The sequence below is a fragment of the Rhodosalinus sp. genome, from assembly GCF_046542825.1.
In the GTDB taxonomy this organism is placed as follows: Bacteria; Pseudomonadota; Alphaproteobacteria; order Rhodobacterales; family Rhodobacteraceae; genus Rhodosalinus.
The window spans coordinates 1-21,326 of record NZ_JBKHAQ010000045.1 but is presented as its reverse complement, the minus strand read 5'-3'; the positions used below and the strand labels follow the sequence as shown (position 1 = coordinate 21,326).

Annotated in this window: 22 protein-coding genes, 1 pseudogene and 1 riboswitch; of the genes and pseudogenes, 17 read left to right on the top strand and 6 right to left on the bottom strand. The window is 69.0% G+C overall.

What is annotated here, in order from left to right; translation table 11 throughout:
• Window positions 1–673 precede the first annotated feature (673 nt).
• Entirely contained in the window at window positions 674–1,756 is a 1,083-nt protein-coding gene (locus ACLFOB_RS07920) for a zinc ABC transporter substrate-binding protein (protein WP_410925721.1), read from the bottom strand.
• A gap of 57 nt (window positions 1,757–1,813) precedes the next feature.
• On the opposite strand from ACLFOB_RS07920, the gene ACLFOB_RS07915 reads away from it, so the two are divergent.
• The 8 genes from ACLFOB_RS07915 to gcvH all read left to right on the top strand — a co-directional run bounded on the left by ACLFOB_RS07915 (window position 1,814) and on the right by gcvH (window position 8,883).
• Entirely contained in the window at window positions 1,814–2,332 is a 519-nt protein-coding gene (locus tag ACLFOB_RS07915) for a transcriptional repressor (protein ID WP_410925720.1), read from the top strand.
• Complete coding sequence (locus ACLFOB_RS07910) at window positions 2,329–3,069, top strand: metal ABC transporter ATP-binding protein (RefSeq protein ID WP_410917144.1); 741 nt, start codon at window positions 2,329–2,331, stop codon at window positions 3,067–3,069. The genes ACLFOB_RS07915 and ACLFOB_RS07910 overlap by 4 nt, the downstream gene beginning before the upstream one ends.
• On the top strand, window positions 3,069–3,878 hold the full coding sequence (locus ACLFOB_RS07905; RefSeq protein WP_410925719.1) for a metal ABC transporter permease: 810 nt from the start codon (window positions 3,069–3,071) through the stop codon (window positions 3,876–3,878). The genes ACLFOB_RS07910 and ACLFOB_RS07905 overlap by 1 nt, the downstream gene beginning before the upstream one ends.
• A 317-nt stretch (window positions 3,879–4,195) precedes the next feature.
• The gene (gene dgcA, locus ACLFOB_RS07900) at window positions 4,196–5,161 is read left to right on the top strand and encodes an N-acetyl-D-Glu racemase DgcA (RefSeq protein WP_410917142.1); all 966 of its coding nucleotides are present in this window, start codon (window positions 4,196–4,198) and stop codon (window positions 5,159–5,161) included.
• Window positions 5,162–5,237: 76 nt separating this feature from the next.
• Window positions 5,238–6,098 carry a D-amino-acid transaminase gene (locus ACLFOB_RS07895; RefSeq protein WP_410917141.1) on the top strand — a complete coding sequence of 287 codons (861 nt, stop codon included), beginning with the start codon at window positions 5,238–5,240 and terminating at the stop codon, window positions 6,096–6,098.
• 565 nt (window positions 6,099–6,663) lie between these two features.
• Window positions 6,664–7,107, top strand: coding sequence for an RrF2 family transcriptional regulator (locus tag ACLFOB_RS07890; RefSeq protein ID WP_410917152.1), 444 nt, complete (start codon window positions 6,664–6,666; stop codon window positions 7,105–7,107).
• Between the two features lie 37 nt (window positions 7,108–7,144).
• Window positions 7,145–7,232: riboswitch (glycine riboswitch) on the top strand.
• Window positions 7,233–7,385: 153 nt separating this feature from the next.
• Window positions 7,386–8,504, top strand: coding sequence for a glycine cleavage system aminomethyltransferase GcvT (gene gcvT, locus ACLFOB_RS07885; RefSeq protein ID WP_410925718.1), 1,119 nt, complete (start codon window positions 7,386–7,388; stop codon window positions 8,502–8,504).
• Window positions 8,505–8,523: 19 nt separating this feature from the next.
• A complete protein-coding gene (gcvH, locus tag ACLFOB_RS07880; protein ID WP_410916505.1) occupies window positions 8,524–8,883 on the top strand; it encodes a glycine cleavage system protein GcvH in 360 nt (119 codons plus the stop codon).
• A gap of 97 nt (window positions 8,884–8,980) precedes the next feature.
• On the opposite strand, the gene ACLFOB_RS07875 is transcribed toward gcvH, so the two are convergent.
• Window positions 8,981–9,898 (bottom strand): anti-sigma factor family protein, encoded by a 918-nt coding sequence (locus tag ACLFOB_RS07875; protein ID WP_410925717.1) that lies wholly within the window; start codon window positions 9,896–9,898, stop codon window positions 8,981–8,983.
• 1 nt (window position 9,899) lies between these two features.
• A complete protein-coding gene (locus tag ACLFOB_RS07870) occupies window positions 9,900–10,403 on the bottom strand; it encodes an RNA polymerase sigma factor (protein ID WP_410916507.1) in 504 nt (167 codons plus the stop codon).
• A 187-nt stretch (window positions 10,404–10,590) separates the two neighbouring features.
• Between ACLFOB_RS07870 and ACLFOB_RS07865 the strand changes: the two genes are divergently transcribed.
• The 4 genes and pseudogenes from ACLFOB_RS07865 to ACLFOB_RS07850 form a co-directional block, all read left to right on the top strand.
• Window positions 10,591–10,995: a DUF4168 domain-containing protein gene (locus ACLFOB_RS07865; protein ID WP_410916508.1), complete on the top strand. Its 405-nt coding sequence runs from the start codon at window positions 10,591–10,593 to the stop codon at window positions 10,993–10,995.
• Between the two features lie 607 nt (window positions 10,996–11,602).
• Window positions 11,603–12,070, top strand: a complete 468-nt coding sequence (locus tag ACLFOB_RS07860) for a PRC-barrel domain-containing protein (RefSeq protein ID WP_410925716.1) — start codon at window positions 11,603–11,605, stop codon at window positions 12,068–12,070.
• A 164-nt stretch (window positions 12,071–12,234) separates the two neighbouring features.
• On the top strand, window positions 12,235–12,405 hold the full coding sequence (locus ACLFOB_RS07855; RefSeq protein ID WP_410916510.1) for a hypothetical protein: 171 nt from the start codon (window positions 12,235–12,237) through the stop codon (window positions 12,403–12,405).
• Between the two features lie 175 nt (window positions 12,406–12,580).
• Window positions 12,581–12,772 (top strand): annotated as a pseudogene (locus tag ACLFOB_RS07850) (arsenic resistance protein); the annotation flags it as partial.
• 93 nt (window positions 12,773–12,865) lie between these two features.
• On the opposite strand, the gene ACLFOB_RS07845 reads toward ACLFOB_RS07850, so the two are convergent.
• The 3 genes from ACLFOB_RS07845 to ACLFOB_RS07835 form a co-directional block, all read right to left on the bottom strand.
• Window positions 12,866–13,609, bottom strand: a complete 744-nt coding sequence (locus ACLFOB_RS07845) for a ZIP family metal transporter (protein WP_410916511.1) — start codon at window positions 13,607–13,609, stop codon at window positions 12,866–12,868.
• An 83-nt stretch (window positions 13,610–13,692) separates the two neighbouring features.
• Window positions 13,693–14,163, bottom strand: a complete 471-nt coding sequence (locus ACLFOB_RS07840; protein ID WP_410916512.1) for a hypothetical protein — start codon at window positions 14,161–14,163, stop codon at window positions 13,693–13,695.
• Between the two features lie 11 nt (window positions 14,164–14,174).
• Complete coding sequence (locus tag ACLFOB_RS07835; protein WP_410925715.1) at window positions 14,175–14,462, bottom strand: hypothetical protein; 288 nt, start codon at window positions 14,460–14,462, stop codon at window positions 14,175–14,177.
• Window positions 14,463–14,963: 501 nt separating this feature from the next.
• Between ACLFOB_RS07835 and ACLFOB_RS07830 the strand changes: the two genes are divergently transcribed.
• From ACLFOB_RS07830 to ACLFOB_RS07810, 5 genes are all read left to right on the top strand, one after another.
• Window positions 14,964–16,376, top strand: a complete 1,413-nt coding sequence (locus ACLFOB_RS07830) for a dihydrolipoyl dehydrogenase (RefSeq protein ID WP_410925714.1) — start codon at window positions 14,964–14,966, stop codon at window positions 16,374–16,376.
• A gap of 357 nt (window positions 16,377–16,733) precedes the next feature.
• A complete protein-coding gene (gene gcvP, locus ACLFOB_RS07825; RefSeq protein WP_410916515.1) occupies window positions 16,734–19,574 on the top strand; it encodes an aminomethyl-transferring glycine dehydrogenase in 2,841 nt (946 codons plus the stop codon).
• A gap of 599 nt (window positions 19,575–20,173) precedes the next feature.
• Window positions 20,174–20,545 (top strand): 30S ribosomal protein S12, encoded by a 372-nt coding sequence (rpsL, locus tag ACLFOB_RS07820; protein ID WP_115981731.1) that lies wholly within the window; start codon window positions 20,174–20,176, stop codon window positions 20,543–20,545.
• 12 nt (window positions 20,546–20,557) lie between these two features.
• Window positions 20,558–21,028: a 30S ribosomal protein S7 gene (gene rpsG, locus ACLFOB_RS07815; RefSeq protein WP_410916516.1), complete on the top strand. Its 471-nt coding sequence runs from the start codon at window positions 20,558–20,560 to the stop codon at window positions 21,026–21,028.
• Between the two features lie 107 nt (window positions 21,029–21,135).
• Window positions 21,136–21,326: GTP-binding protein (locus tag ACLFOB_RS07810; RefSeq protein WP_410925713.1), on the top strand; the 191-nt coding region annotated here is incomplete at its 3' end.

Here is a 21,326-nt window from a genome sequence, read left to right as displayed (position 1 = left end):
CTTAGCAGGGGAGCGCCTTCGACCACTCGGCCACGTCTCCATGATCGGGTATAGCCGCCCAAGTAATGGCGATACAAGGCAGAATCTCAGCAGTGCGGTGAAGCCTGCCAATGCGTGTCAAGCCGTTGAAATGGCGTGAAAAGGTGCTGAAGGGCACCCTGAGGGACCCTTTCGGGGCAAGATCCGGTCAGCTCCCCTGTCGGCGAAAGCGCACTCGCGGCTGTCGACAAGAACCTGCGGCGCGGCTCCTCACGGAAAGTGCTTCACGCTCGACACTTGGGGCCCGGACGCCCGTGAAACCCTGGACGACGCGACGCCCGGAACCGGCCGCCGCGCGCAGGCTGGCCGACGTGCCTGGCATTTCTCAGTGCCTGCGGCGACCAACCTGCGCTTCGGACTCCCGGCTTCGAGCAACGATCCGACCCTCTGGGCAGGGAGGCGGAACGATTGTGAGCACCGCAAGAAGGATGCCGCGCAGGTCGCCGGCGTTGTGGTGGCTGCGCCAGTGCGTTGACATGTGTTCGATAGTTGCCTTTGGCGTCCAATCGGTCCGAGACCGCCGGGCAACGGCGAACAAGTCGGAAACGCAGATGCATTGCAGCCCGTGGCGCTCCGGCGCGTGCGACGCCGCGCGCGGCGCCACCCGTGCGGCAGCTTGGCGCCGGCGACACCGTCAGCTGCGCGCGAGACAGCCCGAGAGCGAGCTGGCAAGGTTGCGCAGCATCTGCGGGTAGAGCTCCGGCCCCGGTTCGAGGTCCGACCCCAGCGGGTCCAGCACCGCCGTCTTCGCCGCCGTCCCGTCCATCACGGTCGCCACCACGCCCGGATTGAACTGGGGCTCCGTCAGCACGCAGTCGATGCCCTCCTCCGCGACGCGCGACTGGATCTCGGCGATTCGGGCCGGGCTCGGGTCCGTGGCGTCTGACAGCGAGATTGCGCCGGAGGCCGGGAAGTCGAAGGCGGTCTCGAAATACTGGTAGGCGTCGTGGAAGACGACGAAGCGCCCGCCGCGCACGGGATCGAGAAGGCCGCGCACCTCGTCGGACAGGGCGCCGAGATCATCCCGGGCCGCGGCGGCATTGGCGAAATAGGCGCCGGCATTGTCGGGATCGGCGGCAGACAGTTCGGCCGCGATCACATCGAGCCAGGTCGCGGCATTTTCTGGCGAGAGCCAGGCATGCGGGTCGTGGTCGCCATGGCCGTGGTCGTGGTCATGCGCGGCGGCCTCCGCGTGCTCTTCGTGGTCGCCGTCGTGCGCGTGCTCATGCGCATGGTCGTGGTCCTCGCCGTGGGCGTGGTCATGCGCATGGTCGTGATCGTGTGCGTGGTCGTGATCGTGGTCATGCGCGTGGTCTTCGCCATGATCGTGCCCGTCATGATCGTGCGAATGCGCCTCGAAGAGCGCGTCCTCGCGAAAGGGCAGCAGGACCGTGCCGTCCGCTTCCAGGAGCGCCGTCACCGCCGCGTCGCCGGCAAGCGTCCGCATCGCAGTGGCCAGCCAGGGGGTCAGATCCTCGCCCATCCAGATCACGACATCGGCCTCCTGCAGCGCAGCCGCCTCGGAGGGGCGCAGGTTGTATTCGTGCGGCGAAGCGCCCGGGGGCACGATCAGGTCGGGCGTGCCCACCCCCTGCATCACGCGGGCGACGAGCGAATGCACCGGCGCGATGTCGACGGCCACGCGCGGAACCTCCGCCATGGCTGTTCCAGCCAGCAGCGTTGCGGTCAGCGACAGCGGAAGCAGGTTTCTGGACATGGGTGGCTCCCTGTGATTGTATAACGTCGCAGATCGCGATACAGGAAACGAAATAACATGACAAGAGGCAAGCCCGGACAGGACGCCCTGGATGCCGAGCCGGTCGGCTTCGACGCGCACGATCACAGCCGTTGCGTGGAGAGGGCCATGGCGGCGGCAGAGGCGCATTGCGCCGCCGACGGTCTGCGGTTCACGCCTGTGCGGCGCGCGGCGCTCGAGATCCTGCTGCGCGAGCATCGCGCGATGGGCGCCTACGATCTGCTGGAGCGCCTGCATGCCGCGGGCTTCGGCGCGCAGCCGCCCGTGGCCTACCGCGCGCTCGACTTCCTCTTGGCGCAGGGCTTCGTGCACAAGATCGAGCGGCTCAACGCCTTCATCGCCTGCGCCCATCCGGGCGCATCGCATTCGCCGGCCTTCCTGATCTGCCGGGAGTGCGACGCCGTGGCAGAGGCGCAGTCGGCCCCGGCCCGCGGCACCCTTGGCGAGGCCGCCCGCGCCACCGGCTTCACCATCGAGCGCACCGTGGTCGAGGCGCTTGGCCTCTGCCCCGCCTGCGCGGACAAGGCGCAGGCATGAATCTTCTGGAAGTCGACCGCCTGAGTGTCCGTTACCGCGCGACCGAGGTGCTGCACGACGTGAGCCTGAGCATCGCGCCGGGCGAGATCGTCACCATCGTGGGGCCGAACGGGTCGGGCAAGACCACGCTGCTGCGCGCGATCGTCGGCGCCGTCCCGGCGGCCGCGGGGCGCATCCAGCGGGCGCCCGGCCTTGTCATGGGCTATGTGCCGCAGCGGCTGCATGTGGACCCGACCCTGCCGATCACGGTGGCGCGTTTCCTGAGCCTGCCGGGCGGGGCGGCGAAGGCCGACGTCGCCGCCGCGCTCGACCGCGCCGGCGTGCCGGGCATCGCGCGGCGGCAGATGTCGGAGCTGTCCGGCGGACAGCTGCAGCGGGTGCTGCTGGCCCGCGCGCTGGTCGCGCGGCCCGGCCTGCTGCTGCTCGACGAGCCCACCGCCGGCCTCGACCAGCCCGGCTCCGCCGCCTTCTATCGCCTGATCGAGGAGGTGCGGCGCGAGACGGGCTGCGCGGTGCTGATGATCAGCCACGAGCTGCACGTGGTGATGGCGGCCTCGGACCGGGTGATCTGTCTGAACGGGCATGTCTGCTGCCACGGCACGCCGGAACACGTCTCCTCGGCCCCGGAATACCGCGCGCTCTTCGGGACAGGCACCCATGGCGCGCTTGCGCTTTACCGGCACGAGCACGACCACAGCCACGACCACCGCAACGACAGCACCGAGGCCGCAGAGTGATGCTGGACGATTTCATGACCCGCGCCACGCTGGCCGGCATCGGTGTGGCGCTTGCCGCCGCACCGCTGGGCAGTTTCGTGGTCTGGCGGCGCATGGCCTATTTCGGCGATGCGACCGCCCATGCCGCGATCCTGGGCGTGGCGCTGTCGCTGGCGCTGGAGATCTCGATCTTTCCGGGCGCGGTCGCGGTCGCGCTGCTGATGGCGCTGACCGTGACGCTGCTCAGCGGCCGGGGCTACGCGATGGATACGCTGCTGGGGGTGCTGGCCCATTCCGCGCTGGCCTTCGGGCTGGTGGCGGTGTCCTTCCTGTCGGGCATCCGGATCGACCTGATGGCCTATCTCTTCGGCGACATCCTTGCCGTGTCGCGCGGCGATCTCGCCGTGATCTGGGGCGGCGCCGCGCTGGTCGTGGCGCTGATCGGCTGGCGGTGGTCCGCGCTGCTGACCGCGACGCTGAACGAGGAACTGGCTTACGCCAGCGGCATCGACCCGAAGCGCGAGCAACTGGTTCTCACGCTCGCGCTCGCGATCACCGTGGCGGTGGCGATCAAGGTCGTGGGTGTCCTGCTGATCGCGGCGATGCTGATCATCCCGGCCGCCGCCGCGCGGCCGTTGTCACGCACGCCCGAGGGTATGGTGGTCATCGCCTCGGGCATCGGGGCAGCCTCTGCCGTGATCGGTCTGCGCGCCGCCTATGTTCTCGACACGCCGGCAGGGCCGTCGATCGTCTGCGTCGCGGCGGCAAGCTTCGCCGGGACGAGCGTTCTTCGCGTCGTGCGGGCAGGAATGGCAGGCGGCCGCACATAGTCGCCGCCCGCCGAAGAACGGGCGTCCAACCGGACGCGATGCACGACCGTCCTTCCGCGCCGGGGCACCGGGCCTCGACGGCCAGGGCGCTCTTTCCGATGCATCTGCCCGCACGAAGATCGCTCTGGAACACAGGCGGAATGGCGCGTTTGCCGGCACGATGCGTTGCGCTCTGCCGCGCCCGGCTGGCGCGGAAGGAAGCAATGCTCAAGCAGTCCGCGCGCGGCCTTGCACCGGGCCTTGCGCGCGCCTAGCGTGGCGCCGCGCGCCCGACCGGCGCGGCGAGAGTTGGCCTTTTCCGGCCGAAGGAGCATCCGATGCACATCGAGGTCGCGCGCGCGAGCTTCCGCCTGCGCAACGTGTTCACCATCTCGCGCGGCTCGCGGACCGAGGCGGAGGTACTGACCGCGCGTGTGACGCAGGACGGCGCAACAGGGCAGGGCGAATGCGTGCCCTATGCGCGCTACGGCGAGACGCTGGACAGCGTGACCGCGCAGATCGAAGGGCTTCATGGCGCGATTGATCGGGCCGCGCTGCAGGACGCGCTGCCGCCCGGCGCCGCGCGCAATGCCGTCGACTGTGCGCTCTGGGACCTCGAGGCCAAGCGCGCCGGCCGCCGCGTGTGGGACCTCGCCGGCCTGCCGCCGCCCGGCCCGCTGGTGACCGCCTATACCCTGTCGCTCGACACACCCGGGAAGATGCGCGAATCCGCCGCGCAGAACGCCCACCGCCCGCTGCTCAAGATCAAGCTGGGCACGCCCGAGGACATGCCCCGGCTTGAGGCGGTGCGCGCGGGCGCGCCCCGGGCGCGGCTGATCGTGGACGCGAACGAGGGCTGGACGGCAGAGGTTTACGCGGACCTCGCCCCGCATCTGCTGCGTCTTGGTGTCGGGATGGTGGAACAGCCGTTGCCCGCCGGCGCCGACGACGCGCTGGGCGAGATGGCGCGCCCCCTGCCGGTCTGCGCCGACGAATCGTGCCACGACCGCGGCTCGCTGCCCGACCTGCGGGGCAAGTACGACATGGTCAACATCAAGCTCGACAAGACCGGCGGGCTCACCGAGGCGCTGGCGCTGCGCGACGCGGCCCGCGCGGAGGGCTACCGCGTGATGGTGGGCTGCATGGTGGGCTCGTCGCTGGCGATGGCGCCCGCCGTGCTTGTCGCGCAGGGGGCCGAGGTGGTGGACCTGGACGGTCCGCTCCTGCTGGCCGAGGATCGGGACGCGCCGCTGGTCTACGATGAGCAGGGCGTGCACCCGCCGGAGGCCGCGCTCTGGGGCTGACCGCGGCGACCGGCCCCTTGCGCCGCCCGCGCCGTCGCGGCAGGAAACGCCGACAGGCCCCGACGAGGAGAGGACCATGCGCACCGTCTACGTGAACGGCGAGTATCTGCCCGAGGATCAGGCCAAGGTCTCGATCTTTGACCGCGGCTTCCTGATGGCCGACGGGGTCTATGAGGTGACAAGCGTTCTGGACGGCAAGCTGGTGGATTTCGACGGCCACGCCGTGCGGCTCGACCGCTCGCTCAGCGAGCTTTCGCTGCACTCCCCGGTCACCCGCGACGAACTGCTTCAGATCCACCGCGAACTTGTCGCGCGCAACGCCCTGACCGACGGGCTGATCTACCTGCAGATCACCCGCGGGGCGCCGGCTGACCGGGATTTCGCCTTTCCCGACCCCGACGAGGTGCCGCCCACGATCGTGCTCTTCACCCAGTCGAAGCCCGGCCTTGCCGATGCGCCGGCGGCGAAGACCGGGATCAGGGTGATCTCGATCGAGGACATCCGCTGGGGCCGACGCGACATCAAGACGGTGCAGCTGCTCTACCCGTCGATGGGCAAGATGATGGCCAAGGCCAAGGGCTGCGACGATGCCTGGATGGTCGAGAACGGCTATGTGACCGAGGGCACCTCGAACAACGCCTACATCGTCAGGGACGGCCGCATCGTCACGCGGCCGAAGACGAACGACATCCTGCACGGCATTACCCGTGCCGCCGTCCTGCGCTACGCCGAGGAGGCGCAGATGGAGGTGGACGAGCGGCCCTTCACGCTGGACGAGGCCAGGGCGGCGGACGAGGCTTTCGTCACGTCCGCCTCGACCTTCGTGATGCCGGTGGTCGAGATCGACGGCACCCCGATCGGCACGGGCGCGCCCGGGCCCGTCGCGGCCCGCCTGCGCGAGATCTACCTGGAAGAAAGCCGCAAGGCCGCGATCTGACCTTGCCTACACGAGGGCGGCCGGAACAGCAGCCTGCAAGCCGCGTGAAACCGCCAGTCGCAACCACGGTGCCGGCGATGGGGCAGGGGCGTGTCGCGCCGGCCTCGCCCGCCACCGTTTCGCCGAAGCGCCCTGTCCATCCGACGTCGTGGACTGCCTGTTTCGGGCAGGCGCGTCGAGCCGCGCGCCCGCGTGCGGCCGGGGTCTCCGGCATCAGGGGTCGTCCGGCATCGCGTTGCGGAAGACGTGGCTCCCTGCGTCGAAGCGGAAGGTTGATGCATCGCACAGGCGCATGCGAGCGCATCCGAATGCAACATGCCTCACGCTTGCCGCCAGGTCTGCACATATTTGCAGGGTCGGCGTTTCGCGCGTCCCGTCGGGCCCGTGGGCGCGGGCACCCCCGTGGCGCGCGGGATGCCCCGCTTCATCGGGCCGCCCCGGCCGATCACATGCGAAGGCTCGGTCACGGAGCGCCCGAATGATGGATCATTGATGCATGTCAAACCAACCCACCCGGAAATCGGGCACCTTGACACCTGCCACCGATCCGAAAGGCCCCTATCCCGTGCGCATCACCAAGCGAACCAACATCGCGATCCGTGTGCTGATGTATTGTGCCATGAACGATGAGCGCCTCGTGACGAAACACGAGATCGCCAAATGCTGCAACGCTTCGGAGAATCATCTGGCGCAGGTGGTCAACCAGTTGGCGCAACTGGGCTACCTGCGCACCCAGCGCGGGCGCAACGGCGGCCTGGGCCTTGCCCGTCCAGCGAGTCAGATCCGCATCGGCAGCGTGTTCCGAACGCTCGAGGCGCCTGTGCCAATCGCCGAGTGCTTCGCCGATACCGACAACACCTGCCCGCTGACAGAGGCCTGCCGGCTGCGCCTCGCGCTTACCGATGCGATCGAGACCTTCTTCGCGCATCTCGACGAGATCACCCTCGACGCCCTCGTTTGCGACAACCCGGCGCTTGCAGCGCTGCTGAGCCCGCCGCCCTGTCGCTGAGACCTTGCGGGCCCGTAGGCTGCGCGTTACGCTCTTCCCCGTCAGATCGGGAGAACCGGCTTCGTGCCGGTGCCGAAGGAGCAACCGCCCCGGAAACTCTCAGGCCGCAGGACCGGTCCGGCAGCACGAACTCTGGAGAGAGATGCGCGCGCCGCATCCGCCGAAGGGATAGCGATCTCAGGCGAAAGGACAGAGGGGGCATCGCGGGCGCGCCGGGGGGCGCGCCGTCACGGGATGCCGGACGATTTCACACGCCGGCCAACGGGAAGGGGCAGGGGATGACCTCGCTCGACCGACTGCCGCTTGACGCGCTGCACCGCGAACTCGGCGCGCGGATGGGCGAATTCGCTGGCACCGAGATGCCGATGCAGTATGCAGGCGTGATGGCCGAGCACGCGCAGGCCCGCGAGCACGCCGCGCTCTTCGACGTGAGCCACATGGGACAGGTGGCGATCCACGCGCCGCCCGAGGCGGCCGCGGCGGCGCTGGAGCGGCTGGTGCCCCAGGATGTCCAGGGGCTGAAGCCCGGGCGCCAGCGCTACGGCTTCTTCACCAATCCCGACGGCGGGATCGAGGACGACCTGATGATCGCCCGCACCGACAACGCGCTGCGGCTGGTGATCAACGCGGGGCGCAAGGACGCCGGGCTGGCGCTGTTGCGGGCGGGGCTGCCCGAGGGCATGGCGGTGGAATTGCTGACCGACCGCGCGCTGCTGGCGCTGCAGGGGCCTCAGGCGGAGGCGGCGCTGGCGCCGCTCGCGCCGGGCGCGGCGGAGATGCGCTTCATGGACGTGGCCGGGATCGAGGTGGCGGGGGTGCCCGCGCTGGTCACCCGCTCGGGCTACACGGGCGAGGACGGCTACGAGATATCGCTGCCCGCCGACCGGGCCGAGGCGGTGGCGCGCGCCCTGCTGGAGCGGCCTCAGGTGGCGCCCGCAGGGCTTGGCGCGCGCGACACGCTGCGGCTGGAGGCGGGCCTGTGCCTTTACGGGCAGGACATCGACAGCGGCACCACGCCGGTCGAGGCCGGCCTCGGCTGGGCGATCCAGAAGGCGCGGCGCACGGGCGGCGCGCGCGCGGGCGGCTTTCCCGGGGCGGCGCGCATCCTCAAGGAGTTGGACGAGGGCGCGGCGCGCGCCCGAGTCGGCCTGCGTCCCGAGGGGCGTGCGCCGATGCGCGCGGGCGTTGCGCTTTTCGAGGAAGAGTCGGGCGGCGAGTCTGTGGGCGAGGTGACCTCCGGCGGCTTCGGCCCCACGGTGGGCGCGCCCGTGGCGATGGGCTATGTGCCGGCGCGGCTTGCCCGGCAGGGCCAGAGGCTCTGGGGCGAGTTGCGGGGCAGGCGCCTGCCGGTCGCGGTGAGCGATCTGCCCTTCGTGCCCGCGCGTTACAAGACCTGAGAAACCCAAGAGGGATGGCATGAAGTACACCGAAGATCACGAGTGGCTGCGCGAGGAGGACGGCGTCTACGTCGTCGGCATCACCGAATACGCCGCCGAACAGCTGGGCGACGTGGTGTTCGTGGAACTGCCCGAGGAGGGCGCCACCGTCACCCGCGACGACGAGATCGTGGTGATCGAGAGCGTCAAGGCCGCCTCGGACATCCTAGCGCCCCTCGACGGCGAGATCGTCGAGGTGAACGAGGCGATCGCGGAAAACCCCGCGATGGTCAACGAGGACCCGCTGGGCAACGCCTGGTTCTTCAGGATCAGGCCCTCTGATCCCGCGCAGCTCGACGACCTGCTGGACGAGGACGCCTACAAGAAGCTGATAGGCTGACGCCTGCTCCCGGAAGGCGCCGCACCCGCCTCCGGGGATTGCCGATCCATGCGCCGGCAAGGTGTCGCCGCCGCGGGCGCACCGCGGGAAACCCGTCCTAGTTGGAGCCTACCGGCGAAGATATGCCCCTCAGGACGGGGTCCGTTGCGCCGCTCTGCGGGACCGTACCCACCGTATCGGCCAACACGTCATGCCCTTGGGTTGGCAGCGAGCGGAACTCCGGTTCGATCCCCACGGGCGGCGATGTCGCGTTGTCTCGCATGGCGCGCCGCACCGTTTCGGCCAGAGACCGGGCTTCCGCGGACGGGAGCTGTGTGGCGATCGACGCCGCGATCGGGCCGTCATGCCAATAGGCCAGCGCGACTCCGTCCCGTTCGCGGTCGACGATGGGACCGGGGCTGTCCGTCCAGCGCGGCGCGATGAAGAGGCTGAAGGTGCGCCCGTCGCCCGATCGGTAATCGAGCGCGACAAGCTGGTCTCCGCCGTCTCCGACTCGACGCTTGTCGACGAGCGAGAACCCCTCGCCGGTCAGATCCGGCGCGGAGAGGCGGATCGCCATCTCGTTGTCGACCCAGCTGATCGCGCGCTCCTGGGCAGCGCCCGCCCCTGCGGCGGCGGATTGGTCCGGTCCCTGCAGGACATAGTGGCGGTAGCTTTCGTCCAGAAGCGCCCGGTGTGCCGGATCCTGGCCGTCATAGCCGATGAGCCAGCCCCCGAGGCCCGCCGAGACGATCATGAGGCCAGCGGCCGCACGCCGAAGGATTGGCCGGTCAGAAGCCCGCCCGGCGCTCTCGACGACATCGAGCAGGCGCTCGGGCACCGGTTCGACGATCACGCCTGCATGGGCCGCGCGAAGGGCCGAGGTCTGGGCGCGGTAATCGGACAGCCGGGAGGCTGCCTGCGGGTCGCGGGCGATGGCGGCCTCGACCTCGGACTTTCGCGCCGGGTCGTCGTCGAGAAAGCCATCGGCAAGCGCCAGAAGGTCAAGTTCCGCGATAGTCTTGTCTTGCGCCATGTTACTTCACCTTGCGAACCTGGGGTTCGGATACGTCGAATGTCTCGCGCAGACGCTCGCGCCCCCGTGACAGCCGCGAGCGCAGCGTTCCCACCGGAATGTCCAGTGCCGCGGCGGCCTCGTCATAGGAAAGCCCCTCGATCGCCGTCAGGGCGATGGCCGCCCGCTGCTCGGCGGGAAGGGCCTGCATAGCTGCGACGATGTCGCGGCGGACAAGACCCGCGTCGGCCGTTCCGGGCGACACCGGTTCCGGCGCGTCGTCCAGATCGACCTCGCGCGCGCGCCGGGCCCGGCGCGTGCTCTGGTTGAGGAAGACGTGATAGAGGATACGATAGAGCCAGCCGCGCAGGCTGCCGTGACGCTTCCAGAGATGGCGCTTGCGGATGGCTCGCTCCAGCGTGTCCTGAACCAGATCGTCGGCTGCCGCGTGATCCCGGGTCAGGGCGCGTGCGTAGCGCCGCAATCGCGGAATCTCGCGGGCGATCAGCCATTGCGTTTCCTGCATCCTCTCCCCCGGCGTTAAAGCCCTGCAATGAGGACAGCGGCGCGACGCAAAAGGTTCCCGTTGCTCCGCCCGCTGCGAATTTTTTTCCGGCGCGGCGGAACCGACGCGGCCCGCAACCTGTCCTGTCTGTCAGGTCGCGCCGAACCCGCAGGGTACGGCCGGCGAAACAAACGGAGGATGAGCACTCATGTCGAATACCCGAAACATCAAGTCGATGCTCGCAGGTGCGGGCATTCTTGCCGCACTTGGCGCGATCCCGGCAACGGCCGTTGCCAACGATGCGGCACCGGAGCGGGCGCCGCTGGTTCTGGCGCAGGCCGCCGAGATCGACGACGAGATGATCGAGGCCTTCGCGGAAGCACAGGTCCGTGTCGAGGAAATCCGGAACAGCTACATGGGGGAGTATCAGGCCGCGGAGACCGACGAACAGCGGCAGGAAATCAACGAAGAGGCGACCGAGGAAATGGTCGAGGCCATTCGCGACACGCCGGATCTGACGGTCGAGGAGTATGACGCGGTCATCCAGGCGGCCAACCAGGATCCCTCGATCGCCGAGCGGATCAACGAGGCGATGGCGGACGGCGCCACCTGAGGACGCTTTCGGCACGGGAGGCGCCTCCAGGCGCCGCCCGGAGTTCGGCAGAACCCGACGGTGAGGGACCGGATGCATGCCCCAGTCTTCCCCTTTTTCAGTATGCCTTCGTCACCCGACCGGATCGTTCCGGCCTCTGCCGGATCTGCTGTCGGCATCGACCTCTTCCCGGTGCCGCACTTGCTGCGGGAACCGGCCTCCGCTTCCTGAGCGGGCCCGTTCCCGCGGCGTCTTTTTATAGCGCAATGTTTCTGCAGGGCGCCGCACCCGATCCGGTGTGGCGTTCGTCTTCCCCCGGACCTCGACGTCCGCAACTCCCTGTCTGACTGCGCGCACGAGGGGTCTGGCCCTTCGCGCGCGCCCTTTCCGGCTGGACGCTCCGGTGCCCGGTGCCGGATGGATCACCGATGACCGTGGTCCGGCGTCCGCACGGCACCCGTGGGGGCGGGCCTGCGACTGGGTCGGACTGTGGCGGAGTTTCGCCGACCTGCCCGGAACAGCCGAACCGAAGCGCGGGACCCGCGTTTCCTTGAGTGTCGCGCCGGTGGCGCCGCATGCGTGCGCCCCCGGTGCTCAGAGAGCAAACACGGTACAGAAAGGATCGAAGATGTTCAGATCGTTGATGCTTGGGGCGGTCGCCGTCCCCCTCCTTGCGCTTCCCGCAATCGCACAGGACGAGGAAGATGTCATCGTCGAGGACCAGGGCGGATCGGAACTCCGCGGCGACTGGATGCTCGGGGCACGCGTGACGTCGCCCGAGGGCGAGGCCATCGGGTCGATCGAGGATCTGATCCTGGACCAGGAGGATGGCACCGTGAACGCTGCTGTCGTGTCCGTCGGTGGATTCCTCGGGTTCGGCGGCAAGGAGATCGCCGTGGAATGGGAGGAACTCGAGATCGACTACGACGGCAACGAGATCACGCTCGATATCACTCGGGAAGAAGCCGAGGAAGCGCCCGACTACTCTTTCCGGGAAAGGGAATCCGCCCCGATGCCCGAGCCCGAAACCGGCACTGGGACGGGCACCGGCACCGGGACCGGGACCGGGGGAACCGGAGGCGGCATGACGCAGTAGGCGCGTCCGCTGCGCGCGGGAGGCTTCGGGCCACCGGCTTCGAAGCGCTCGCGTTCCGGCGCAGCCGTCGGCTCGCGTTCCGCGGGCCGCGCGACCGCGCCGCGGCCGTTCCTCCTGTCGCGGCAGATCTCGACGGACGCCGCAACGGACGCTCTGCTGACGGAATGGAAGGAAGGTCTCAGCCGGAGCGGCTGCCGGATATTGCAGGAAGAGGGCGGCTTCTTGATCGCGCCATCGAGTTCTCGGCGCCGGGCATCGCCAACGCGAAGATCATCGTCGCGCCCACGACCGAAGATGGGCGCAGCATCATAGAGTTCGATGCAACGCTGAACTGACGACCTGCGTCGCTTTCGGTCGCGTGATGCAACCGGTGCCGGAGGGGGCGGCACCGCGCCCTCGCGTCCTTCCCGAAATGCCTTGTTCGCATCGACTTCCGGATCGCCGCCCGCGCCTCGCCCGTTCGCGGGCGACGTGCCGGTTGGCGTCCGGAGGCCATCGTCGCCGAAGCCGCCGCCCAGGGTCGCGGCGCCATGCGCGCTGATCGGCACGTCAAACTTCTTCGAACTCGCGGTCGCCGTGGCCATCGGGCTGTTCGGGCTGAACTCCGGCGCGGCGCTGGCGACCGTTGTCGGCGTCCTGGTCGAGCTGCCGGTGATGCTGAGCCTCGTGGCCATCGCAAACCGGACACGCGCGCGGTTCACCCGCTCGCGTGGGGTCGCCGGTGCGGACGTCGTCCTGGTCAGCGCCGGTGAGTTTCAAAAGGCCTCCTTCACGGTCACGTCGCGCAGGTCCAGCTCAATGGGCGAGGACGAGCATCTGGAAGGCCATCATGATCGCGAAGGCCAGCGTCACGGCGGTCCCCGCCGAGCCTGCGGAGACCTTTTTCAGAGCGTCGGGGAAGAGTTCGGAAAAGACCATCCAGATCATCGCGCCCGCGGCAAGGCCAAGGCCCACCGGCAGGAACGGCTCGAACGTCTCGACGAAGAGATAGGCGGGCGCGGCCATGATCGGCTGCGGCAGGCTGGTGAAGACCGCCCAGAGCGCGGCCTTCCAGACCGGCGTGCCGCGCGGCACCAGGACCAGTGCGATGGCCAGCCCCTCGGGCACGTTGTGGAACGCGATCGCGGCGGTGATGTAGGTGCCCAGGCCCTCGGAGCCGGCGAAGGAGACGCCGACGCCGACGCCCTCGGCAAAGGAATGCGCCGTCATGATGCCAAGGATCAGCAGCGCCTTGGCCGCGCCCGCGCCCTGCAGGTCGGCCACCTCCACATCGCCTGCGCGCGAAAGCAGCCGGTCGGCGATCACGATGGCGCCAAGGCCCAGCAACACGCCCACCAGCGTCAGCGTGATGTCGAGCGACACGCCCTCGTCGATCAGGCTGTGGCTTGCCGCCAGCATCAGGCCGGCGGCGACAGCGTTCGACCAGCCCAGCGTCCGGTCGCCGATCTTCTTGACGAAAAGGAAGGGCAGCGCGCCGACGCCGGTCATGATCGCGGTAAGCAACGCCGCCGCGACGACGATCCACAGGGCTGTGTCCATTCGGTTCTCGCATCGATGCAAGGCGGGCGCCGGGGCCGTCCGCGAAAATTACCCAGGCGTTGGGCGGCCGCTTCGTCGGCCGGTCAGTCGGTAGAGGCGTCGTCGTCTGCCGCGCTCCACGCTTCGGAGACGTCGGTCCAGGCGTTCGAGAAGCCCGAACTCAGCTCGTCCCAGGCGCTGCTCGCCCCAGCCTGCAGCGCGCCGTAACGCTCGCCCAGACGGTTGCGGGCATCTCGCAGATCGCGCAGCCGCGCCTCGGCAGTCTCGCGCGAAGACCGGGACATCTCCGCCCAGTTCTCGCGCAGGGCCTGCTCGCGCCGCTCGATCTCGGCATCGAGCCGGTCGAGCGCAGCGCGCGCCCGGATCAAAGCCTGGTCGCGTTCCTGCGCGGAATAGTCCGAAACGGCGTTCATCGCCTCGGCAATCTCCGCGCGCACCTCGTCGGCGGTGGTCTGCGCCTTTGGATCCTGTGCGGCGGACGCGTCCTGCGCGGCGGCAGGCAGCGCAAGCAGGACGGCAAGTCCCGCAGCCGGCAGGATGTCGCTGACGGTCATCGGCGCCGTCCTCACCTGAAGCGGGACATGGCATCGTTGAAGGCGCTGGAGATGTTGTCCCATGCCTTGTCGAAGCCCGACTTCATGTCGTCCCAGGCGTCATCGCTGGCCGCACGCATCTCCTTCAACTGCTCTTCGGCCTCGTCGCGCTGTCTGCGCGCCTCGTCGAGGTTCTTCTGATACTGGATCTTCGCGTCGGCCCTGGCCTCGTCGACCTTCGCCTTCATCTTGTCGATCTCGGCGTTCCACTGGTCGATCTTCGCTTTTGTCTTCTCGATATAGGCGTCACGGTCAGACATCTCGCGGATCCTTTCACTGTCCGTTATGTTTCACCGAACGAATGCCACGCAGGAAAGTTTCCCACCTTGATGCAAGACAAGGCGACCTGCCGTTACGGAAGCAAATGATGTTGACCCGACAACCGGAGGTCCGAAGATGGCAGAAACGCAAAAGCTCTCCCGTCCCGTTGTCGACGTCGCACGCGCGAAGGATGCCTTTCGCAAGGTTCTGTGGACGGGCGAAAAGACGCAGCCGGTGCCGATGGTCATCCCCGAAGGCGGCGAGGTGCACGAGGGGGCACGACCAGCCGCTCCGCCTCGTGGCAGGCTCGGGCCTGGCGAGGATCGGCGAGACCTAGATCGCCGATGGCGACGTCGGCAGAGTGCCCTCGGGCATGTCGCACAACTTCCGCAACACGGGGTGGACGATGCTAACGCTCTTCACCACCTGTGGAACGCCCGGGTAGCAGCCGGGCACAAAACGCGCGACCGGGACGCAAGCGGACGCGGAGATGTCAGCCTATGAAGGTCGATACCATCATCGTGGGCGCGGGGAGCGCGGGTCTTTCCGCGCTCCGCGAGGTGCGCAGCTACACCGACGATTTCCTGCTGGTGAACGCGGGCCACTGGGGCACGACCTGTGCCGCGGTTGGCTGCATGCCGTCCAAGGCGCTGATCGAGGCGGCGAACGCGTTTCACCGGCGGGGGACCTTCGGGGACTTCGGCATCCGGGGCGCGGAGGGGCTGCGCGCGGACATCCCCGCGGTCCTCGAGCGGGTGCGCGAAATGCGCGACGGTTTCGTGAAGGGGCCGGAAGCGGTGCCGGACAGGTTGGGCGAGCGCGCCATCTCGGGGCGCGCACGCCTGCTTGGTCCCGGACGGCTCGAGGTGAACGGCGAGACGGTCGAGGCGCGCGCGATCATCCTCGCTCCCGGCAGCAGCCCGGTCGTGCCTGGGCCCTGGCGGGACTTCGGCGATCGCATCCTGACCACGGACACCCTGTTCGAACAGCACGACCTGCCGCGCCGCATCGCCGTGATCGGCATGGGCGCTGTGGGCGTCGAGATCGCGCAGGCGCTGGCCCGGCTGGGGCTGGAGGTGGCCGGGTTCGACGCGGTCGAGGGGCTGGCGGGGGTCGACGACCCGGACGTGCTGGCCGCGCTCCGCCCGCTGATCGAGGCCGAGCTTGCGCTGCACCTGGGCGCACCCGCCGAACTGGAAGCGGCAGGCGACGCGATCCGCGTGACCGGGGCGGGCGGGTCGTTCGAGGCCGACGCCGTTCTGGCCGCGATGGGCCGCCGGCCGAACATCGACGGCCTGGGATTGGAAACGCTGGGCGTGCCGCTCGACGACGATGGGCTGCCCGAGGTCGATCCCGCCAGCTTGCGCATCGGCGATCTGCCGGTGTTTCTGGCCGGCGACGCGAACGGCGACCGGCCGCTTCTGCACGAGGCTGCCGACGAGGGCCACATCGCCGGCCGCATGGCTGCGCCGGATGCGGATGGGTCCGGGCTGTGCAGGCGCACGCCGCTCTTCATCACCTTCTCCTCGCCGCAGGTGGCGCGGGTCGGCCCGCCCCTGTCGGACCTCGGCGACGCGGAGATCGGGACCGGCAGCGCGGATTTCTCGAAACAGGCGCGGGCGCGCATGGCGCAGACCGCGGCTGGCCTGTTGCGCATCCATGCCGAGCGCGAGACCGGGCGCCTGCTGGCCGCCGAGATGTGCGTGCCCGCTGCCGAACACCTGGCGCACCTGCTGGCTCTCGCGGTGGAAGCGCGCATGACCGTCGCCGACATGCTGGCCATGCCATTCTACCATCCCGTGCTCGAGGAAGGGCTGCGCGGCGCCTTGCGCGATCTTGCAAAGAGCGTGGCGGGCGCGGGTGGCTCGGATCTTTCCGACTGCAAGGCGCTCGGGCATGATGCGCTGGAGTGACGCGCCTGCGGCGCGCGTGTCAGGGCGCAACGGGCCACGATCCCGTGCCATGCGCCGGGCCTGCGCGGGTTTCCGGAAAGCTCCGGGGCCGCGTCGGCGGTTTCGCGATCCTGGCCTTGCGCGCGGCTGTCCCTGCCCGGTGACTCCCGCCATATATGCCGCCGTCGCTCGCGCGGCGGACCAGCGCGAAGGCCGGCTCGCTACCCGGAGATCCTAACCGGCTGACTTTTAACCAGGGATTAAAGTCGGCTAGGTTCCTGCGGGAACCTGTGATAGGGAAAGACAGGCCTCCGGCGGGGGGATTTCCGGCCAGCGGAAGGGACCGGGCGCGGCCCGGTGTGACAGGAGCCTGAACCGATGACCTACACGCCCAGCGACTACAAGCCCTACGATTTCGCCAACCGGCGCCACATCGGCCCCTCGCCCGCCGAGATGGACGAGATGCTTCGCGTCGTGGGGGCGGACAGTCTCGAGGCGTTGATCGACGAGACGATGCCGGCGGCGATCCGGCAGGAGGCGCCATTGGCCTTCGGGCCCGCGTTGTCGGAGGGCGAATGTCTGGATCATCTGCGCGAGGTAGCGGGTCGCAACCATGTGCTGACCTCGCTGATCGGGATGGGCTACCACGGCACGATCACGCCGCCCGCGATCCAGCGCAACGTGCTGGAAAACCCCGCGTGGTACACCGCCTACACCCCGTATCAGCCGGAGATCGCGCAGGGCCGGCTGGAGGCGCTGCTCAATTTCCAGACGATGGTCAGCGACCTGACGGGGCTGGAGATCGCCAATGCCTCGCTTCTGGACGAGGCCACCGCCTGCGCCGAGGCGATGGCCATGGCGGAGCGGGTGGCAAAGTCGAAGGCGCGCGCCTTCTTCGTGGACCAGAACTGCCACCCGCAGAACATCGCGGTGGTGAAGACCCGCGCGGAGCCGCTGGGCATCGAGGTGATCGTCGGCGATCCCGACGACCTGGAGGCGGCGCGCGTCTTCGGCGCGCTCTTCCAGTATCCCGGCACCCATGGCGAGATCCGTGATTTCACCGACCAGATCGCGGCGCTGCATGCGGCGAAGGCGGTGGGCGTCGTCTCTGCCGATCCCATGGCGCTGCTGCTTCTGAAGGAGCCGGGCGCGATGGGCGCGGACATCGCCGTGGGCTCGACGCAGCGATTCGGCGTGCCGGTGGGCTACGGCGGGCCGCACGCGGCCTATATCGCGACGAAAGACGCCTACAAGCGCGCGCTTCCCGGCCGTCTGGTGGGCGTCTCGGTGGATGCGCGCGGCAACCGCGCCTATCGTCTCGCGCTGCAGACCCGCGAGCAGCACATCCGCCGGGAAAAGGCGACCTCGAACGTCTGCACGGCGCAGGCGCTGCTGGCGGTCGTCGCCTCCTTCTACGCGGTGTTCCACGGGCCGAAGGGCCTGCGCGCCATCGCCGAGCGCATCCATGCGCGCACCGTGCGGCTGGCACGCGGGCTGGAGGCGGGGGGCTTCCGCGTCGCGCCCGAGCGCTTCTTCGACACGATCACGGTGGAGGTGGGGCCGCTGCAGCGCGCGGTGCTGAAATCCGCGGTGGACGAGGGGATCAACCTGCGCGCGGTGGGCACCACGCGGGTGGGTATCACGCTGGACGAGCGCACCACGCCCGAGGTGGTCGAGGCGGTCTGGCGCGCTTTCGGCATCCTGGGCGGGCCGGGCGATGCGGACGAATTCCGCCTGCCCGAAAGGCTCCTGCGGCAGACGCCCTACATGGCACACGAGATTTTCCACATGAACCGGGCCGAGACCGAGATGATGCGCTACATGCGCCGGCTTTCGGACCGCGACCTTGCGCTCGACCGGGCGATGATTCCGCTGGGCTCCTGCACCATGAAGCTGAACGCGGCGGCCGAGATGATGCCGATCAGCTGGGACGAGTTCGCCCTGATGCATCCCTTCGTGCCCGAGGAGCAGGCGGCGGGCTACAGGCACCTGATCGACGACCTGTCGATGAAGCTGTGTTCGATCACCGGCTACGACGCCTTCTCGATGCAGCCCAACTCGGGCGCGCAGGGGGAATACGCGGGGCTGCTGACGATCCGGCGCTGGCACCGGGCGCGGGGCGAGGGGCACCGCGACGTCTGTCTCATCCCGCTCTCGGCGCATGGCACCAACCCGGCCTCGGCGCAGATGGTGGGCTGGGAGGTGGTCACGGTGAAGACCGCCGACAATGGCGACATCGACCTCGACGATTTCCGCGCGAAGGCGGAGACGCATTCGGACCGGCTCGCGGGCTGCATGATCACCTATCCCTCGACGCATGGCGTCTTCGAGGAGACGGTGCGCGAGGTCTGCGAGATCACGCACCAGTTCGGCGGGCAGGTCTACATCGACGGCGCCAACCTGAATGCCATGGTGGGCCTGTCGCGCCCCGGCGACCTGGGCGGCGACGTGAGCCACCTGAACCTGCACAAGACCTTCTGCATCCCGCACGGCGGCGGTGGCCCGGGCATGGGGCCCATCGGTGTCAGGAAGCACCTGATCCCGCATCTGCCGGAACACCCCGTGACGGGCGAGGGGGCGGTTTCGGCCGCGCCCTACGGCTCGCCCTCGATCCTGCCGATCAGCTGGGCCTACATCCTGATGATGGGCGGCGCGGGGCTGACGCAGGCCACACGGGTGGCGATCCTGAACGCGAATTACATCGCGCGCAGGCTCGAGGGCGCCTACGATGTGCTCTACAAGGGGCCGGGGGGGCGGATCGCGCACGAGTGCATCCTTGACGTGCGGCCCTTTGCCGAGAGCGCGGGCGTCAGCGTCGACGACATCGCCAAGCGGCTGATCGACTGCGGCTTTCATGCCCCCACGATGAGCTGGCCGGTGGCCGGCACGCTGATGGTCGAGCCCACCGAGAGCGAGACGAAGGCCGAACTCGACCGCTTCTGCGAGGCGATGCTGGGCATCCGCGACGAGATCCGCGCCATCGAGGAAGGCCGCGCCGATCCCGAGGACAACCCGCTCAAGCGCGCGCCGCACACGGTGGAGGACCTGGTGGGCGACTGGGACCGGCCCTACAGCCGCGAGGCAGGCTGCTATCCGCGCGGCGCCTTCCGGGTGGACAAGTACTGGCCGCCGGTGAACCGCGTCGACAATGCCTGGGGCGACCGCCATCTCGTCTGCACCTGCCCGCCGCTCGAGAGCTACGCGGAGGCGGCGGAGTAGGGGCGCCGCTGCAAGGGAAGCCGTCCGCCGCTCCTGCATCGCATCGCGGCACTCGCTCCGGGAGGCGATCGAAGGGAGGAAGGATCGGGATGTCCATCGGCTGTCCGGCGGGCAGAGGCGACGAGCGCTGTTGGCGCGGCGCCCGAAACGCACGGAGCTATCCGTATCCCGCCCGACCGCGGATCCGGAGATGAAGCCTCCTCCCGGAAGGCCGGGCGGGGTCGTGCCGCGCACTGGCAGGTGGCGGACTAACGGACGCTTGCGCTACCCCGGCCAGGTCATGTGCATTTTCACCGCTCGGCGAATGGGGTTCCGGAGGCCGCGCAGGCCTTCCGCCGTGGGCTGTTGACAACCCCCGCGACTCTGCCTATACGCGCCGCATCCCGGCCAGGTGGGTGCTCGTCCCGCGTGCCGGCATCAGGACTGTAGTGGCCAAGATCCGGGCTCAGGCCCCGATCCTCTGGAACCCCACCGCGTCGGCCCGATAAGGAAGGGCTGCATGCGGTTCTTGTATTTTGCGCGGATGCCTTCAAGCGCCGCAGACGGAAGCAGCCGCGGGGGCGCCCGCGCCGGAAGAGACAGACGGGGAAGAGACCCTCATGCCAACGATCCAGCAGCTGATCCGCAAGCCGCGGCAGCCCAAGACCCGGTCGAACAAGTCGATGCACCTGGAGGGCAACCCGCAGAAGCGCGGTGTCTGCACGCGGGTTTATACCACCACTCCGAAGAAGCCGAACTCGGCCATGCGGAAAGTGGCGAAGGTGCGCCTGACCAACGGCTACGAAGTGATCAGCTACATCCCCGGCGAGAAGCACAACCTTCAGGAGCACTCTGTGGTCCTGATCCGTGGTGGCCGGGTGAAGGACCTTCCCGGCGTGCGCTACCACATCCTGCGCGGCGTGCTCGACACGCAGGGCGTCAAGGATCGCCGTCAGCGCCGCTCGAAATACGGCGCGAAGCGCCCGAAGTAAGAGGATAAAGAGATGTCCCGCCGTCACCGCGCCGAAAAACGTGAAATCCTGCCCGACCCGAAGTTCGGCGACCGGGTGCTGACGAAGTTCATGAACAACCTGATGGTCGACGGCAAGAAATCCGTCGCCGAGCGCATCGTTTACAACGCGCTCGACCGGGTCGAGGACAAGGTCAAGCGCGCGCCGGTCGAGATCTTCCACGAGGCCATCGATAACATCAAGCCGTCGGTCGAGGTCCGCTCGCGTCGGGTGGGTGGTGCCACCTACCAGGTGCCGGTCGAGGTGCGGCCCGAGCGGCGCGAGGCGCTGGCACTGCGCTGGCTGATCGACGCCTGTCGCAAGCGCAACGAGAACACCATGGAAGAGCGCCTCGCCGCCGAGCTGCTCGACGCGGTGAACTCCCGCGGGACCGCGGTGAAGAAGCGCGAGGACACGCACAAGATGGCCGAGGCCAACAAGGCCTTCAGCCACTACCGCTGGTAAGCCCGGGCGGGCGGCGCGCCGCCCGCCCACCGACACTTCCACGCCGGCCGACACGGAACCAAGGGAAAGCCCCGGGCCGCGGCCCGGACGACCTAGAGGACGCAAGGATGAAACGCGAGTATTCCCTCGAGCGCTACCGCAACTTCGGGATCATGGCGCATATCGACGCCGGCAAGACCACGACGACGGAGCGGATCCTCTATTATACCGGCCGGTCGCACAAGATCGGCGAGGTGCACGACGGCGCCGCGACGATGGACTGGATGGAGCAGGAGCAGGAGCGCGGGATCACGATCAC